Genomic DNA, 16,629 nt, shown 5'->3' with positions numbered 1-16,629 from the left:
GACATGGCCCGGACGAAGCATTATCCCCCGGACGCGACAATCGCCGACATCCTGCCGGACCTCGCCGATGGCGAAGCCTATCTGCGCGAGGTTCTGGTCACCATGCGGATGTGCCAGAAGCATTACGGCGACGCCTGGGTGCGGATCGGCGTGACCGGTCGATCCCCGACGCCGTCCTACCGGATCGACCGGCCGGACGAGACGGCCGCGGGGGACGGTGCCTTCGAGGCGGGCCGGGCCCTGTTCGGCGCCTATGGCGGTCGGTCCCATGATCGGTTCACGCAGGTGAACACCGCGGAAACCCGCTGGAGCACGCGGGCGCTCGGCATGGCCGAGATGCTGGCGCTTCACGCTGGCTTGCGCCGTCCCAGGGGTGACGCGGCCTGAGCGGTCGCGCAGGGTGCCGTCCGTCCGCGTTCTGCGCTAGAATCCGATCGAGGGCGTCCGGAGCGGCGCTGCCAACATGCGGAACGTCATGCCAGGTACGCCACGCGCCGGGATCATCCCGGTTACGCCCTTCCAGCAGAACTGCACCCTGATCTGGGACGAGGCCACCAAGATCGGGGCGGTGGTCGATCCCGGCGGCGATCTGGACCGGATCGAGGCGGCGATCCGTGAGCAGGGCGTGCAGGTGGAAAAAATCCTGCTGACCCACGGCCATGTCGACCACGCCGCCGGCGCCGACGAGCTGCGGGAGCGCCTCGGTGTTCCGGTGGAGGGCCCGCACCTCGCCGACAAGTTCCTCCTGGATTCGCTGCCGGAGACGGCTGCCAATTACGGGCTCGGCGAGGCTCGGCCCGTCACGCCGGACCGCTGGCTGAACGAGGGTGACGCCGTGACGGTGGGCGGCCTTGGCTTCGACATCCTGCACTGCCCCGGCCATTCCCCCGGCAGCGTGGTGTTCGTGAGCCGCGACGCGCGCTTCGCCCTGGTGGGCGACGTGGTGTTCAAGGGCTCGGTCGGTCGCACCGACCTGCCCGGCGGCAACCATGAGCAGCTGATCCGGGCCATCAAGGAGAAGGTCCTGCCGCTCGGCGACGACATCGCCTTCATCCCGGGCCACGGGCCGACCAGTACGCTCGGCGAGGAGCGTGTCTCCAACCCGTTCCTGCAGGATTGAGCGCCATGGACAAGCGCCGCATCGGCCGCTCCGATCTCACGGTCGCGCCCTTCTGCCTGGGCGGGAACGTCTTCGGCTGGACCGCCGACGAGGCCACGTCCTTCGCGATCCTCGACCGGTTCGTGGAGCAGGGCTTCGACTTCATCGACACGGCCGACGTCTACTCGCGCTGGGCGCCGGGCCACGCCGGCGGCGAGTCCGAGACGGTGATCGGGCGCTGGTTCGCGGCCCGTCCGGGGATGCGCGATCGGGTCGTGCTGGCCACCAAGGTCGGCATGGATATGGGCGAGGCCGGCAAGGGTCTCTCTGCGCAGCACATCGAACGGGCCTGCGAGGCGTCGCTCCGGCGGCTCCAGACCGACCGAATCGACCTCTATCAGTCCCATCTCGACGATGCCGACGTGCCGCTGGAGGAGACGCTGCGGGCCTACGAGCGTCTGATCGCGGCCGGCAAGGTGCGCGTGATCGGAGCCTCGAATTACGAAGCCCGTCGCCTCGAGGAGGCTCTGGCGCTTTCGGCCGACTCCGGCCTGCCACGCTACGAGTGCCTCCAGCCGGATTACAGCCTCGCCCAGCGCGGCTACGAGGCCGAGCTGGAGCCGCTCTGCCGGGCCGAGCAGGTCGGCGTGATCGGCTACTTCTCTCTGGCGGCGGGCTTCCTCACGGGGAAATACCGCTCCGCCCAGGCTGCCGCCGGCCGGCCCCGGGAGAACCGCGTCGCCAAATACCTCAACCCACGCGGCTTCGCGCTGCTCGACGCGCTTGATTCGGTCGCCACGGCGCAGGGTGCAAGCCCGGCGCAGGTGGCGCTCGCCTGGGTCATCGCCCGGCCCGGCATCACCGCACCGATCGCCAGCGCCACCTCCGCGGCGCAGCTCGACGAGCTGCTGGGCGCGGCTCGCTTAAGCCTGCCGGCGGAGGCGATCGCGCGCCTGGACGAGGCCAGCGCCGGCGGGATCGAGGGCTAACGCGGCGTTAAGCCGGGCACGTCAGAAAAGCGCCCAGGGGTTCGCCCTGGGTGCGCAAAAGTCGTGCAAACTCAAGGTGGAACCCCTATATCAGGCAGACCGAGTGAGAGTTCAGGCGTGGGCGCCTGACAGCGCGAGTCCATCCGTCGCGTGAAGGCCCGCCTGCCCGAGGAAGTTCATGGCCGACACCCCCCAGAGCGAGCACGCCGATTACGGCGCGGAATCGATCCGCGTCCTGAAGGGCCTCGATGCCGTCCGCAAGCGGCCCGGCATGTATATCGGTGATACCGATGACGGTTCCGGCCTCCACCACATGGTGTACGAAGTCGTCGACAACGCCATCGACGAGGCGCTCGCCGGCCACGCTGACCTCGTCACCGTCACCCTCAACGCCGACGGGTCCTGCACGGTTTCCGACAACGGCCGCGGCATCCCGGTGGACATCCACAAGGAGGAGGGCGTCTCGGCGGCCGAGGTCATCATGACCCAGCTGCACGCGGGCGGGAAGTTCGACCAAAACTCCTACAAGGTCTCCGGCGGCCTGCACGGCGTCGGCGTCTCGGTGGTGAACGCCCTGTCGTCGTGGCTGAAGCTGCGCATCTGGCGCAACGACACGGAACACGCGATGGAGTTCCGCCACGGTGACGCCGTGGCGCCGCTCGCAGTGGTCGGCCCCGGCAACGGCCGGCGCGGGACGGAAGTGACCTTCCTGCCCTCGACCGACACCTTCACGATGATCGAGTTCGACTACGGGACGCTGGAGAAGCGCCTGCGCGAACTCGCCTTCCTCAATTCCGGCGTCCGCATCGTGCTGACCGACGCACGCCACGCCGAGAAGAAGCGCGAGGAACTCTACTACGAGGGCGGGATCGAGGCGTTCGTCCGCTACCTCGACCGCTCGCGCAAGCCGATCGATGGAATGACCAGCCCCGTCGTGGTCAGTGCGGAGCGCGACGGCATCCGCGTCGAAGTCGCGCTGTGGTGGAACGACTCGTTCAACGAGACCGTCCTGCCCTTCACCAACAACATCCCGCAGCGCGACGGCGGCACCCACATGGCGGGCTTCCGCGCCGCCCTGACCCGCCAGATCACCGGCTACGCCGATTCCTCAGGCGTCTCGAAGCGTGAGAAAGTCTCGCTCACCGGCGAGGATTGCCGCGAAGGCCTGACCGCGGTGATCTCCGTACAGGTGCCGGACCCGAAATTCTCGTCCCAGACCAAGGACAAGCTGGTTTCCTCCGAGGTCCGGCCCGCGGTGGAAAACGTCCTCAACGAGGGCCTCTCGACCTGGCTGGAAGAGAACCCCTCCCAGGCCCGCTCGGTTATGGGCAAGGTGGTGCTCGCGGCCTCGGCCCGCGAAGCGGCCCGCAAGGCGCGCGAGACCGTGACCCGCAAGGGCGCGCTCGACATTGCCTCGCTGCCCGGCAAGCTCGCCGATTGCCAGGAACGCGATCCGACCAAGTGCGAGATCCTACTGGTCGAGGGCGATTCCGCCGGCGGCTCGGCCAAGCAAGGCCGCGACCGCACCTTCCAGGCGGTGCTTCCGCTGCGCGGCAAGATCCTGAACGTCGAGCGCGTGCGCGCCGATCGGATGCTGTCCTCGGCGGAGATCGGCACCCTGATCACGGCGCTCGGCGCCGGGATCGGCCGCTCCTCGACCGACCGGGAAGGCTTCAACCCGGAGAAGCTGCGCTACCACCGCATCATCATCATGACCGATGCGGACGTGGACGGCTCGCACATCCGGACGCTGCTGCTGACCTTCTTCTTCCGGCAGATGCCGGAGCTGATCGAGCGCGGCCACCTCTACATCGCCCAGCCGCCGCTCTACAAAGCCGAGCGCGGCCGCCGGGCAATCTACCTGAAGGACGAGCGCGCCCTCGAAGATTACCTGATCGACCAGGGCACGGACGGGGCGATCCTGCGCCTCTCGACGGGTGCGGAGTTCGCCGGTCCTCAGCTCAAGAGCCTCGTCGAGGAGGCGCGGACCTTCCGGAGCATCCTACAGGGCCTGCACACGCGCTACGACCGGTCCGTGGTCGAGCAGGCGGTGCTGGCCGGCGCCTTCGATGCCGATGCGGCCGACCGCCCCGGCGAGGCCGAGGTGCTGGCCGACATGACAGCGCGGCGTCTCGACGCCATCGCCGACGAGATCGAGCAGGGCTGGCAGGGTGAATCCTTCGAGGGCGGGTACCGCCTCAGCCGGACCCTGCGCGGCGTGCGGCAGGTGGCGACCCTTGATGCCGGCTTGATCACCTCGCAGGAGGCCCGCCGCCTGTCCGAGCGGGCCGACGCCTTCCGCGAGATCTACGGCGAGCCCGCGACCCTGATGCGCAAGTCGGACGAGACCGTGCTGCACGGTCCGGTCGCGCTGTTCGAGGCCGTGATGGCCTTCGGGCGGAAGGGTCTCCAGCTCCAGCGCTACAAGGGCCTCGGCGAGATGACGGCCCAACAGCTCTGGGAGACGACGCTGGATCGCGACATCCGCTCGCTGCTGCAGGTCAAGGTCAAGGACGTTACCGACGCCGACGACCTGTTCGTGAAGCTGATGGGCGATGTCGTGGAGCCGCGGCGCGAGTTCATCCAAGAGAATGCGCTCAGCGTCGCCAACCTCGACGTTTAAAGCGGCATCGACCGCTCCGATGAGACGAGCCGCCGGCCCAGGACAGGGTCGGCGGCTCGTTGCGTTTCGACGGTCAGCGATCACGTGCGGACGCGGTAAGGTGGCTGCCGCGCACGCTACGGTGATCGCATGTCGTTCCGCGTGGCATATCCGAACTGGTCAGACTGACGGGTTTTCGAGAAGCGTGAACCTTGCGATACTCTCGCTTTCACGCAATATATTTTTCTGAAATTGTTGTATTTAATATCAGACCACACATCATCTAAGCTGCGTTTTCATTGCGCGGGATAAAACTGACACTTGAATCTTCTCTGCACACCGCTATGATATGCAAGTTTTTCAAAAGGTGTGGATCAGGAGCTCTGTCGGCTTCGATGAAGATCTCGATCAAGGCGCGGCTTATTGCGCTCCTCGCATTGCTTGGCACTCTCCTTCTTGGCTCAGCGTTGCTCGGCAATTATGCACTCCGCAGCACCAGCAGGAGCTTGGCGACAATCGTCGCCGACCGCGTTGTCCCGCTCAGCCAGTTCAGCGCATTGCGTGACACCTACGACGCCATTCTCGTCGTCGTCCGCACCATCGATATGCCGACGGCCGACACTGCAGATCTCGCGGCGACTGCGGAACGGCAGCTCGCACGCGGGCAACAGGTTTGGTCCGACTATCTGGCGACGTACCTGACACCCGAAGAGGAGCAGCTCATCGCAGCCGTGAAGCCTCAGCTCGAGCGGAACGCGAATATCGTCCACGATCTGAGCAGCGCCCTGAAGGCGCAGAACACCGCCGCCATCGCCACCGCCAAAGCCGCCTTGCTGCAGGCGATGGCGCCGACGATGGCGGGGGTGAGTAAGCTTACCGATCTTCAGGTCCGCGAGGCCAACGCGGAATTCGGGCGCGCGGAGTCGCTGACCGAGATTCTGAAGACCCTTCTGCTGGCCGCGCTGATCGGCGCTGTGGCCGCGGTCGCGTATGGCGTCTGGGTGATCCTCGTCCGGGTGACCCGACCCATCGAGCAGACCACGGCAACGATGGAGCGCGTCGCGGCTGGCGACCTCGACACGCAGGTCGTTGGCGCCGAACGGTCCGACGAGATCGGCGCCATGGCCAAGGCCCTTGAAGTCTTCCGGGAAGCGCTGCTTGCCAAGCACTCGGCCGACGAGGCGTCGGCACGGGATCTGACGGAGAAAGCGCGCCGGGTTGAGGTCCTGGATAAGGCGACACAGGCATTCCGGTCGCAGGTCGGACGGATGACGCAAACGCTGATGAGCGCAGCGGACGAGATGCAGGCGACGGCCCGATCGATGAGCGGCAACGCCGATCAGACCGCCGCCCAATCCGCTACGGTCTCGTCGGCAGCCGAGCAGACCTCGTCGAACGTCCAGACCGTCGCCGCAGCAAGCGAGGAGTTGTCGGCCTCGATCGGCGAGATCAACAGCCAGATCATGCGCTCTGCCGAGATGGCCGAGCGTGCCGCCGCGAGCGCCAACGAGACCAACGCCCTGGTTCTCGGCTTGGCTGAGGGTGCCGAGCGGATCGGCGCCGTGATCGGCCTCATTTCGGGTATCGCCGCTCAGACGAATTTGCTGGCGCTGAACGCCACGATCGAGGCGGCCCGGGCCGGCGAGGCGGGCCGGGGCTTCGCCGTGGTTGCGGCTGAGGTCAAGGAGTTGGCCGGTCAGACCGCGAAAGCCACCGAGACGATCTCCGGCCAAGTGAACGCCATTCAGGGTGAAACGGCCCGCGCCGTGGACGCCATCCAGGCCATCGCCGCCACGGTCCTCGACCTGCGGACCATCGCGGTCGGGGTGGCGGCCGCTATGGAAGAGCAGGGGACGGTTACTCAGGAAATCGTGCGTAGCGCCAGCGAGGCGGCCGGCGGGACGCAGGCGGTCACGGTCAATATCGGTGCGGTCACGCATGCCGCCGCCGAGACCGGCATTGCCGCCAACCAGGTTCTCAACGCCGCGACCGAGCTATCGCGTCAGTCGGATGGGCTGAGTTCCGCCGTGGCGGAGTACTTGGCGACCGTCCAGGCAGCCTGACGGCAGCGGGGGCTGTCAGCCGGCCTGCGCAGCCGGTGGCAGGCGCATCAGCGGCTCGCCCATGCGCAGGCGACGGCCCTCGGTCAGATCGGGCAGGAGCGTGAAGCCCGCCGGTGCCAGCACCACGATCGTCGAGCCGTGCTCGAACCAGCCCATCTCGTCGCCTTTGGCGAGGCGCGCCGTGCAAGGCAGGGTTTGGCCGCCCGTCCGGCGAAGGGCTGCGCCCTCCGGCAGAAAGCCGAGGCGCAGGCCCGCCACCAGAATCGCCGCCACCGGTACCAAAGTGACGGCGTGACCAGCCTCGGCCACGCGCAGCCGCAGGACCGCGCGCTCGTTGCGGCAGAACAGGGCCTCGACGCGCTTCAGGGCGATCGGATTCACGTTCCACGTGTCACCCCAGATGTGCCGCACGGATTCGACGCGGAGGTCGTGGGGGGCGTGGAAGCGGTGATACATCCCGGCGGTCAACCGCAGGGTCGCGTAGCTGCCACCCTCATGCGCCTCGGCGAGCTGCGCATCGCCCCCGAGCAACTCGATCAGCCGGTACGACAACCCCTTGATTTGCAACAGGCGGCCGGCCTCGATCCGGCCATGCGCCCCGAGAATTGCGTCGCTCGGACTCGTTAGGATCGCAGGATCAGCCGCGATCGGACGGGCCCCGGGCCGGAGCGCCCGGATGAAGGCCGCATGGAGGCTCGGGAAACGCGCCTCGCGCGCGTCACTGAGGTCAACGTCGCAGAACAGGCGCCACGTGGCGATCGAGAGGTCGCGTACCAGCGGCTGCTCGATCCGGCTGAACCAACCCATGAACCGGGTGGCGAGCCTTCGCGGCAGGCGGTTGGTCAACAGGAAGTTCAGGTCCTCCTGGGCGCCGACCCGCGCCAGGGCCCGCCGCAGCGGCGAAACGGAAACCGTCATCATGCCGTGAATTGCCTCCGATAGGGCGCGGGGCGATGTCCGCACTCCTCGTCACCCTGTCCGCCACGACCGCCGCCGCGGTTCTCGTTCTGCCGCGCGCGGCCCAGCGCCTGCAGCTGTCCCGGGCGAAACATCCTTCGCTCACCGGCCATGCCCGGATGGCTCGCCGCGTCGCCGGGCTCATTCCCAACTATGCCTATTCCGAGCGCGCCTTCTTCCGCTCCGACCATCCGGACGAGGCGGTCGCGCTGCGGCGGGAGGCGGGTTTCGCGCGGCTCTCCGAACTGTTCCGGACCCGGTACGCACGCACCCGTGCCGAGACCGACGCCGTGCGCGACGGCCTGTCCGACCTGCAATTCACCGGCCTCTACCGGGTGCCGTTCCAGTACGCCCGGCACGTGCGGGCGCATCTTGGGACCGGCGCCTTCGCGGCCGCCTCCGAAGGGGTGACCGTCACGGATCTCGACGGCAACGTGTCCTACGATCTCGCCGGCTCCTACGGAGTGAATCTGTTCGGCGTCGATTTCTACCGGGCCTGCCTGGAGGAGGGAGCCGCGCGCGTCTCCGCGCTCGGCCCGGTGCTCGGACCGCTGCACCCGGTGGTCGCCGGCAACGTCGCGCGCCTGAAGGCGCTCTCGGGCCTCGACGAAATCTCGTTTCACATGTCCGGGACCGAGGCGGTGATGCAGGCGGTACGGCTGGCCCGCTACCACACCGGCCGCCGCCGGATCGTGCGCCTGTGCGGCGCCTACCACGGCTGGTGGGGCGAGGTGCAGCCCGGCATCGGCAACCCTGTTCCGACCCGCGACACGCTTACCTTGGCCGACATGTCGGAGCGGACCCTGCGCGTCCTGGCAACCCGCAGGGACGTCGCCTGTGTTTTGGTTAATCCGCTCCAGGCCATGCACCCCAATGTGGGCGCACCAGCCGACTCCGCCCTGGTGGACAGCGCGCGCAAGGCCGCCTTCGACCGGGCTGCCTACACGCGATGGCTGCACGCCTTGCGGGCAGTGTGCAGCGCCCGGGGTATCGTGTTGATCCTCGACGAGGTCTTCCTCGGCTTTCGCCTCGCCCGAGGCGGAGCGCAGGAATATTTCGGCGTCAAGGCCGACATGGTCACCTACGGCAAGACGCTCGGGGGCGGCCTGCCGGTCGGCGTCCTGTGCGGACGCGCCGACCTGATGCGGCGCTATCGGGACGACCGGCCGGTCGATATCTGTTTCGCCCGCGGGACCTTCAACGCCCATCCTTACGTGATGGGTGCCATGAGCGCCTTCCTCGACCGGCTCGACACGCCGGAGGTCGCCGCGCTCTATGCCGACCTCGACGCGACCTGGGACCGGCGCGCGGCGCGCCTCAATACCCTGCTGGCGGCGGCCGACCTTCCGGTACGGGTCGCCAACATGTCCACGGTCTGGACGGTCCTGTACACCAAGCCGTCGCGCTACAATTGGATGCTGCAATTCTACCTGCGCGCGGAAGGGCTGGCTCTGTCCTGGGTCGGGACCGGACGCCTGATCTTCAGCCTCGCCTACGAGGACGCGGCTTTCGAAGCCGTCGCAACGCGGTTCGTGGCGGCGGCCACGGCCATGCGGGCTGACGGCTGGTGGGATGCCGGGGCGCCGACCGACAAGGCGATCCGCCGCGCCATCCTGCGGGAGGTCGCGGCCGTGCGCTTGGGCAGGTTCGGCGCCCGGTTCGGCCTACGCGCGCCGGATCGAGCCTGATCCGTCAACGAGCGCCGGGCGGATTTCCGCCCAGCGCCCTCCGATCTCAGGCGCCGTGCTCGTGCGGCTCGTGCTCCTCGACCAACTCACCCTGCAGCAGCGCGAGCGGCGCCTTGTGATAGAGCTTGATGTCGTGGAACGGGTCCGTGAGAATTTTGGTGACCCACACGATCCCGGTCTGCACATCTCGCAGGAAGAACAACTGCACCATCCGGAACAGCAGGCCCGCCAGCGCCAGCCATAGCCAGATCCAGCCGACATTGCGGATCAGGTCGCCGGTCGTCTGATGCGGTGAGAGCAGCCCGAACAAGGTGGGATCGAAGTAGAGCGGCAATGGCGACAGGGCCCAGATCGACAGGAGCACGATCTTGCGCTGCAGGTTATAGCCGACCTTGATCTCTTCCTTGTACTCGTGGGTCGCATCGTTAACGTGGTCGTAGCCCTTCGGCTCGAAGAACAGGTGACCGGCCTGTCTGGACGTCATGGCGACCAGCCAGCCGATGAGCGCGGACGTCGCCGGATCCTTGAACGCCAGGGCATAAGCCACCAGGAAGCTGATCGCACTGACGACGTGCAAGCTCTGGTTGACGCGATTGTGGTGATAGTACCGGTGATCATCCCAGCGCTGGATGCGCAGAGCTTCGAGAAAGCTCGCCATGGTGTGCGTCCTCGTGAAACGATGATGGGGGAGTGACGTCAGGCGTCGTGTTTGCGCATGCGGACGAGGGAGAAATGTCCGAGGGGCGGCAGCGCCCGGCGCTCGACGATCTCGACCGGAGCGCCGGCCGCCCAGGCGGCGTAGCGGTTCCAGGCGAATTCGGTTCGCCAGCCAAGGCGGCTCGTGATCGGGGCCAGGGCATGCTCGACGGTGCGGCGCAGACCGTCCTCGGCGCCGATGCGGGTCGTGATGACGATCTCGCCACCGGGGCGGAGCACCCGGGCGAATTCGTCCAGCGCCTGCTCAGGGTGCGGCACCGCCGTGACCACGTATTGCGCGACGATCACGTCGAAGGACGCATCCGGGAAATCGAGGTGCTCGGCGTCCATCACGGCGAGGCGCTCGACGTTGCGCAGGCCGAGCCGCGCCACGCGTTGGCGCGCCTTCTCCAGCATCGGCGCCGAGATATCGATGCCCACGATGCTGGCAGCCCGACGATAGGCCGGCAGGGACAGGCCGGTCCCGACGCCGACTTCGAGGATGCGGCCGCCGATCCGCTCCGCCGCCGCGGCTGCCAGGGTCCGCCCCTGGGCGAAGACCGGCCCGAACACCAGATCGTAGACCGGCGCCCATCGCCCATAGGCCTTGGCGACGCCATCGCGGTCGAGATCCGGGCCGAGGGCGCCTGCCCGCGATGAGTCGGTGCCGTGCATTCCGATGGCCATGGGTGTTCAGTCCCGCTGTCAGTTCGGTCGAAATCTGGTGGAACGAGATCGGAAGGGTCGGAGCGTCCGCGGCTGCCGTTACCAGAGCGGCGCTCCGGACCGGCCCCGCCTGCGTGACCGGATGACCTGTTGCGCGGCACTGCCCGGCCGCACCGCCTCGTGGGCGGCGACGGGCCATGCGGCCGCCGTCAGGATCACCGACATCACAGGGCGCCGAACGGGATCAGGAGATGCGGAACAAGCGTGGGCCTCTCGACGCCCTGTTCATCATGAGCCCCACACCGCTGCTCCCGAGACCTTTTTCCGCCGGCAAAGCTATGACCGTCATTTGACAACGTTGTGACGGCGACGAGAACCATGTCCGAAGAATTCAATTCGCTGGCAAATCAAATTAAGATGGCGGATCTGCCGAATTTATACTTTAGGCGCGCTCGCTGTAGGCCGCGATGATCTTGCCGGCAAAATGCTGGGTCCTATCCCGTGTGGTCCGTCGCGGGGCCTGAGGCTCACGGGGAAATCGTTGCCGGCACAGCACGGGCCTTCGTCGTTCCAGCCCGCAGCCGTGTGGGGATGCGTTGCGTGCTTGCTCTCGCGGAGCCGTTCTGCGAATGCGCGAGGATGTGAAGGTTGGGACCCGAAGTTCGCGTCCCGGACATCTTCTCGCCCTGATATCGCCGGGATGTCGCTGGGTATCGCCAAGCGGATAAGGCGCGCGGACGCGCCGAAGGAGTGTTTCGCGTGATCGAGATGATGCGGCGTCAGACCCTCGCACTGGCGGCAATCGCCGGACTCGCCCTGAGCGTCGGCCAGGCGCAGGCCGCGCAATGCGGCAACAGTGCCGCCGGCTTCGAGGCGTGGAAGCGTGAATTCACGGAGGAAGCGCGCGGCCGGGCCAGTGCGGCGAGCCTCGCGGCCCTGCAGAACACCACCTACTCGACCGCCACGATCTCGGCCGACCGCGGCCAGCACAGCTTCAAGCTGTCGCTCGACCAGTTCCTGGCGAAGCGCGGCGGCCCGGCGATCGTCTCCCGGGGCCGGGCGCTGAAGCGGCAGAATGCAGCTTTGTTCGAGTCGATCGAGCAGCGCTACGGCGTTCCGCCGGGGCCGCTCCTGGCGATCTGGGGCATGGAGACCGGGTTCGGCGCGGTGCGCGGCAACGTCAATACGCTCTCGGCCGTGGCGACCCTGGCCTACGATTGCCGCCGCTCAGAGTATTTCACCGATCAGCTCTACGCCGCGCTGACCCTGGTCGATCGCGGCCTGCTGACGCCGAGCACCCGCGGCGCCGCGCATGGTGAGGTCGGCCACACGCAGTTCCTGCCGAAGAACGTGCTGACCTATGGCACCGGCGATCTCAACAACGTCGGCGCGGCCCTGTCCTCGACCGCCAACTTCCTCAAGGCGCATGGATGGCGCGCGGGCGCAGGCTACCAGCCCGGCGAGCCGAACTTCGCCGCGATCCAAGGCTGGAACGCCGCCCCGGTCTACGAGCGGGCCATCGCGCTGCTCGGACGCCAGATCGACAACGACTGACGATTTTCGGTCGCGATCCGCACCGGTTCGGCGCGTACCCACGCGCGGGAACAACGTTCAGGTGCCGTCCTTGCTGATGGTGCATTCATGCGCGGCGGCCGAGTTTCTCGGTCGCCGGCATCCCGCGAAGACTTGTAGAAGCCGGGCTCCATGCCCGAAAATGGTCCCGATCGATCCAAGATCGACCATGGAGCCGCCCCAGAAAAGCCTGTCGGAGCCCGCTGTTTCGCACCGAGAGAGGCAGGCCCGCCACGTGGTCCCCACGTCGTTCCGGCGTATCGACCATCGACCGGTTCGGCCCCTCGGCGACGAGGAGCATGGGCACCCGCATGGCGATCGATCCCGTGCCGCTGGACGGCCTCCACAGCAGGCGGACGCGGCTTTCCTGCTTGGCACCGCTGGCGGTGTTCACCGGAGCGGTGGCGATGGCCCTCGTCGGGTCGGGCGCCCTGACCACCACGCCACAGCCCCCAGCATCGGCCGACATGACGGCAGCGTCCGGCGCCTCGGCGCCCGACGCGCCGTCGCGTGTCAAAACTTCAAGCGGATCTCGGACCGCCGAGCTCGATAACTCGCGGACGCCTGAGGTTTCACCGGACGACGCTGCTGGCGGCCCCCCGGCGCACTGGGCCTGGATGCAGATGGCACCGCTCGACGTCGCGCCGGTCCCGGACCTCCCGCTCGACGGTGGCTCGGTCGAGCCGCCGCGTACGGCCATGATCGTGCCGCTCCCGATCCCGCGCCCACCGGAATTCCGGTCCTCGGGTACGACCGCGCCCGTGCGGCGGGCCGAGCGCCGCGTGGCGCGGCGTGACGTGGCGCCCGTGCAGCCCGCCGCGCCGCCGGCCGATGAGCGCTCGTTCCTGGAAAAACTGTTCGGCATCGAACGCGCACCGGCCTTGGCCTACACGGCGCTGGAGAGCAAGCCGTTCGACCCCGCCCCCCAGCGGCGGATCTCGCCGCCGCTCACCCTGTCGCGTGAGCCGAACCCGACCGCGGGTGTGGCCGTCTACAACATCGCCGCTCGGACCGTGACGCTGCCGAGCGGCGAGCGTCTCGAGGCGCATTCGGGCCTCGGCGAGGGGCTGGACGAGCCACGCCTCGTCAACATCCGGATGCGGGGGCCGACGCCGCCCGGAACCTACGACCTGACGGAGCGCGAGCAGTTGTTCCACGGCGTGCGGGCGATCCGGCTGACCCCGGTGGGCGGAAGCGAGGCGGTCTATGGCCGTGTCGGGCTCTTGGCCCACACGTTCATGCTGGGCCCGCGCGGTGATTCGAACGGCTGCGTGTCGTTCCGTGATTACGAGCGGTTCCTCCAGGCCTTCCTCCGGGGCGAGGTCCAGCGGCTCGTCGTCGTCACCGGCACGCAGGATCCGCTCCCCTTGGTCGTGGATGGCGGGCGTACGCGCATGGCCCGGAACGGCGGCTGAGGCCGCTCGGAGGCACCTCGATTTCCGCCCTGGCATCCCGCAAGCGCTTGCGGCGCGGATGAGAAGCGAAGTATCGGCGCCTCCGCCGCCACAGGGGCGTCGGACAAGTCGGCCCGGCTGAGCACGCGCCGACCGATTCGCACCGCATAACCCGAAGAGACCATGCGTCGCGCACTGTTCCCGTTTGCCGTCCTCCTGATGCCGCTGGCGATGCCCGGAGCCCTCGGGCAGATCGCCGGCACGAACAGCCCGACAGGGACCGCGCTGGCGAACCGCCTCGTTGGAACCTGGGAACTCGTCTCCTACAAGGTCGAGGACAAGGAGACCGGCACGCTCATCGACGCGATGGGCAGCACGCCCCGCGGACGCGTCATCTTCACCCGGGACGGGTGGGTGGCCTTCAATCTGGAAGGCAGCGACCGGAAGCCGGCCTCCACGGATTCCGAGCGGGCCGCGCTGCTGAACAGCCTCGTCGCCTATATCGGCCGCTACCGGGTCGAGGGCGATCAATGGGTCACCGCAGTCCAGACCGCCTGGACGCCGGAATGGGTCAGCACAGAGCAGCGGCGGACCGTCCGCTTGGACGGCGATTATGCCGACGTGACAACGCCGTGGCGGGTCATGCCCAACTGGAATGCCGGACGCCCATCGCGCAGCCACGTCCGATTCAGGCGCGCATCGTAGGGCACGCACCATCGAAGCGCGCACCGGTGATTGTCCTGCCGCGCGTCATCCTCTATGACGACGCCGTTCAGCCGCTGTTCCGGACAGAACAGCGTTGTTCTCTCATCATGGTCGCGCGTCTATCCGCGATCGTTCCGAGCAGAGGCGGTCGCAGGTTCGACGGCCGGACTGTGCTCTGCGGTGGGCAATAATAAACGACTGCGCTTTGATGTGTGCGCAAGCTGACGTCGTCTGGTCGTTCGATTGGATGACGGCGGCACAGCGATGTCGATCGCATGAATTCCGGGCCACGGCCCGGAGCCGTGTATCGGTTTGGGGGAAACGATCCTGAAGGCCGGCGGGGAAATCCCTCCTGCGCCGACTGCCTACGTCTTTGCTCATCGGCGATCGACGCCGGTGACATCCGATACGTAAATACGGGATCCGACCATGCGTGCCGACGACGAGACCGCGCCCGTCCACCACCGGGACATGCAGGCTGCGCCGCCACTGAGTCGGAGGCAGCTCCTCGCCACCGCCGCGACCGGTCTAGCGGTGGCGGCGCTCCCGGCCTCTCTCGCCATGGCCGAGGCCGCCGACGGCAGGGTCGACGTGCTGCTCATCGGCGGCGGCATCATGAGTGCCACGCTCGGCGTGTGGCTGAACGAGCTTGAGCCCCACTGGTCGATCCAGATGGTCGAGCGTCTCGATCAGGTGGCGCTGGAAAGCTCGAATGGCTGGAACAATGCCGGCACGGGCCACTCGGCCCTGGCGGAACTGAACTACACCCCTGAGAAGAACGGCAAGGTCGAGATCGCCAAGGCGGTGGAGATCAACGAGGCCTTCCAGGTGACCCGTCAGTTCCTGGCCCATCAGGTCAAGACCGGCGTGATGCGGGACCCGCACACCTTCATCAACCACACGCCGCATATGAGCTTCGTCTGGGGCGACGACAACATCGCTTACCTGAAACGGCGCTGGGAGGCGCTGAAGGCCAGCCCGCTCTTCGCCGGGATGGAGTATTCGGAGGATCCCGAGCAGCTGCGCAAGTGGGTGCCCCTGATGATGGACGGGCGCGACCCGAAGCAGAAGGTCGCCGCCACGTGGTCGCCGCTCGGCACCGACTGCGAGTGGGGCGAGGTCACGCGGCAATACGTTGCCTATCTGCAGAAGCAGCCGAGCTTCAAGCTGCGCCTGTCCACCGAGGTCGAGAGCATCGTCAAGAATTCGGACGGGTCCTGGCGCGTGACCTCAAAGAATCTCAAGGACGGCTCCCGACAGAGCATCGATGCCAAGTTCGTGTTCATCGGCGCGGGCGGCGGCGCCCTTCACCTGCTGCAGAAATCCGGCATCCCCGAGGGGGAGAACTACGCGGGTTTCCCCGTAGGCGGCTCGTTCCTGATCAACGACAACCCGGATGTCGCCACGCTCCACCTCGCCAAGGCCTACGGCAAGGCTTCGGTCGGATCGCCGCCGATGTCGGTGCCGCATCTCGACACGCGTGTCCTCGGCGGCAAGCGCGTGATCCTGTTCGGACCGTTCGCAACCTTCTCGACGAAGTTCCTCAAGGAAGGGTCGTATTTCGACCTCCTCAGCTCGACCACCTCCAGCAACATCTGGCCGATGATGCGCGTCGGGCTGGATGAGTTTCCGCTGGTCGAGTACCTCGCCGGGCAGCTCATGCTGTCGGACGACGACCGCATCGCGGCCCTGCGCGAATACTTTCCCAAGGCGAAGAAGGAAGAATGGCGCCTTTGGCAGGCAGGCCAACGCGTGCAGATCATCAAGCGCGATCCGGATAAGGGCGGCGTGCTGAAGCTCGGCACGGAGATCGTCAACAGCAAGGACGGCAGCATCGCGGCCCTGCTGGGCGCCTCGCCGGGCGCCTCCACGGCGGCGCCGATCATGCTGCAGGTGCTGGAGAAGGTCTTCGCCAAGAACGTCGCGACGCCGGAATGGCAGGCGAAGATCCGTGAGATCGTCCCGAGCTACGGCACGAAGCTCAACGACGATCCGGATCGTGTGGCGCAGGAATGGGCCGCCACCAGCGAGGCGCTGCAGCTGCCGACGCCGCCGCAGATCGACCGGTCCCTCCTGAAGCCGGTCGACACCGGCAGTGCCGTCCTGAACAGCAGCGCCACGCCGGTGAAGGAGCCGGTTCACGACCTCGCGCCGTGATCGGCTTGTCGCAACCGTGAGTCGGCGCCGTGATCGCCTCC

General features: G+C 67.6%; 13 protein-coding genes. 10 read left to right on the top strand and 3 right to left on the bottom strand.

From position 1 onward, the window contains the following. Window positions 1-3 precede the first annotated feature (3 nt). From BLQ49_RS05105 to BLQ49_RS05085, 5 genes are all read left to right on the top strand, one after another. On the top strand, window positions 4-387 hold the full coding sequence (locus tag BLQ49_RS05105; RefSeq protein WP_091713830.1) for a hypothetical protein: 384 nt from the start codon (window positions 4-6) through the stop codon (window positions 385-387). An 88-nt stretch (window positions 388-475) separates the two neighbouring features. After that, a complete protein-coding gene (locus BLQ49_RS05100) occupies window positions 476-1,120 on the top strand; it encodes an MBL fold metallo-hydrolase (RefSeq protein WP_091713932.1) in 645 nt (214 codons plus the stop codon). Between the two features lie 5 nt (window positions 1,121-1,125). Further along, window positions 1,126-2,088, top strand: coding sequence for an aldo/keto reductase (locus tag BLQ49_RS05095; RefSeq protein ID WP_091713828.1), 963 nt, complete (start codon window positions 1,126-1,128; stop codon window positions 2,086-2,088). A 178-nt stretch (window positions 2,089-2,266) separates the two neighbouring features. Then, window positions 2,267-4,711, top strand: coding sequence for a DNA topoisomerase (ATP-hydrolyzing) subunit B (gene gyrB / locus BLQ49_RS05090; RefSeq protein ID WP_091713826.1), 2,445 nt, complete (start codon window positions 2,267-2,269; stop codon window positions 4,709-4,711). Window positions 4,712-4,989: 278 nt separating this feature from the next. Beyond that, window positions 4,990-6,753, top strand: coding sequence for a methyl-accepting chemotaxis protein (locus BLQ49_RS05085; RefSeq protein WP_244507437.1), 1,764 nt, complete (start codon window positions 4,990-4,992; stop codon window positions 6,751-6,753). 15 nt (window positions 6,754-6,768) lie between these two features. Here BLQ49_RS05085 and asd read toward each other — a convergent pair whose 3' ends face one another. Next, window positions 6,769-7,674 carry an archaetidylserine decarboxylase gene (gene asd, locus BLQ49_RS05080; RefSeq protein WP_091713823.1) on the bottom strand — a complete coding sequence of 302 codons (906 nt, stop codon included), beginning with the start codon at window positions 7,672-7,674 and terminating at the stop codon, window positions 6,769-6,771. Between the two features lie 32 nt (window positions 7,675-7,706). Here asd and BLQ49_RS05075 point away from each other — a divergent pair, with 32 nt between their 5' ends. Then, entirely contained in the window at window positions 7,707-9,398 is a 1,692-nt protein-coding gene (locus tag BLQ49_RS05075; protein ID WP_091713821.1) for an aminotransferase class III-fold pyridoxal phosphate-dependent enzyme, read from the top strand. 46 nt (window positions 9,399-9,444) lie between these two features. On the opposite strand, the gene BLQ49_RS05070 is transcribed toward BLQ49_RS05075, so the two are convergent. Both BLQ49_RS05070 and BLQ49_RS05065 read right to left on the bottom strand, forming a co-directional pair. Next, on the bottom strand, window positions 9,445-10,056 hold the full coding sequence (locus tag BLQ49_RS05070) for a hypothetical protein (protein WP_091713819.1): 612 nt from the start codon (window positions 10,054-10,056) through the stop codon (window positions 9,445-9,447). A 38-nt stretch (window positions 10,057-10,094) separates the two neighbouring features. Continuing rightward, window positions 10,095-10,781, bottom strand: coding sequence for a class I SAM-dependent methyltransferase (locus tag BLQ49_RS05065; RefSeq protein WP_091713817.1), 687 nt, complete (start codon window positions 10,779-10,781; stop codon window positions 10,095-10,097). Window positions 10,782-11,528: 747 nt separating this feature from the next. On the opposite strand from BLQ49_RS05065, the gene BLQ49_RS05060 reads away from it, so the two are divergent. From BLQ49_RS05060 to mqo, 4 genes are all read left to right on the top strand, one after another. Then, window positions 11,529-12,314 carry a lytic murein transglycosylase gene (locus BLQ49_RS05060; protein WP_425283978.1) on the top strand — a complete coding sequence of 262 codons (786 nt, stop codon included), beginning with the start codon at window positions 11,529-11,531 and terminating at the stop codon, window positions 12,312-12,314. Between the two features lie 329 nt (window positions 12,315-12,643). Next, window positions 12,644-13,747, top strand: a complete 1,104-nt coding sequence (locus tag BLQ49_RS05055; RefSeq protein WP_091713929.1) for a DUF2778 domain-containing protein — start codon at window positions 12,644-12,646, stop codon at window positions 13,745-13,747. Between the two features lie 162 nt (window positions 13,748-13,909). Next, window positions 13,910-14,431 (top strand): lipocalin-like domain-containing protein, encoded by a 522-nt coding sequence (locus BLQ49_RS05050; RefSeq protein WP_091713815.1) that lies wholly within the window; start codon window positions 13,910-13,912, stop codon window positions 14,429-14,431. Window positions 14,432-14,860: 429 nt separating this feature from the next. Then, a complete protein-coding gene (gene mqo / locus BLQ49_RS05045; protein WP_091713814.1) occupies window positions 14,861-16,588 on the top strand; it encodes a malate dehydrogenase (quinone) in 1,728 nt (575 codons plus the stop codon). The last annotated feature ends 41 nt before the right edge of the window (window positions 16,589-16,629 follow it).

It is taken from the genome of Methylobacterium phyllostachyos (assembly GCF_900103445.1).
GTDB classification, from domain to species: Bacteria; Pseudomonadota; Alphaproteobacteria; order Rhizobiales; family Beijerinckiaceae; genus Methylobacterium; species Methylobacterium phyllostachyos.
Note: the sequence above shows the minus strand (reverse complement) of the source record. Positions and strands in the feature narration are given on the sequence as shown.

Excerpts from the sequence above, each read along its gene's own strand:
- BLQ49_RS05105 (WP_091713830.1), top strand. The coding sequence starts at position 4 with ATGGCCCGGACGAAGCATTATCCCCCGGACGCGACAATCGCCGACATC.
- BLQ49_RS05100 (WP_091713932.1), top strand. The coding sequence starts at position 476 with ATGCCAGGTACGCCACGCGCCGGGATCATCCCGGTTACGCCCTTCCAG.
- BLQ49_RS05095 (WP_091713828.1), top strand. The coding sequence starts at position 1,126 with ATGGACAAGCGCCGCATCGGCCGCTCCGATCTCACGGTCGCGCCCTTC.
- gyrB (WP_091713826.1), top strand. The coding sequence starts at position 2,267 with ATGGCCGACACCCCCCAGAGCGAGCACGCCGATTACGGCGCGGAATCG.
- asd (WP_091713823.1), bottom strand. The coding sequence starts at position 7,674 with ATGATGACGGTTTCCGTTTCGCCGCTGCGGCGGGCCCTGGCGCGGGTC.
- BLQ49_RS05075 (WP_091713821.1), top strand. The coding sequence starts at position 7,707 with ATGTCCGCACTCCTCGTCACCCTGTCCGCCACGACCGCCGCCGCGGTT.
- BLQ49_RS05070 (WP_091713819.1), bottom strand. The coding sequence starts at position 10,056 with ATGGCGAGCTTTCTCGAAGCTCTGCGCATCCAGCGCTGGGATGATCAC.
- BLQ49_RS05065 (WP_091713817.1), bottom strand. The coding sequence starts at position 10,781 with ATGGCCATCGGAATGCACGGCACCGACTCATCGCGGGCAGGCGCCCTC.
- BLQ49_RS05060 (WP_425283978.1), top strand. The coding sequence starts at position 11,529 with ATGATGCGGCGTCAGACCCTCGCACTGGCGGCAATCGCCGGACTCGCC.
- BLQ49_RS05055 (WP_091713929.1), top strand. The coding sequence starts at position 12,644 with ATGGCGATCGATCCCGTGCCGCTGGACGGCCTCCACAGCAGGCGGACG.
- BLQ49_RS05050 (WP_091713815.1), top strand. The coding sequence starts at position 13,910 with ATGCGTCGCGCACTGTTCCCGTTTGCCGTCCTCCTGATGCCGCTGGCG.
- mqo (WP_091713814.1), top strand. The coding sequence starts at position 14,861 with ATGCGTGCCGACGACGAGACCGCGCCCGTCCACCACCGGGACATGCAG.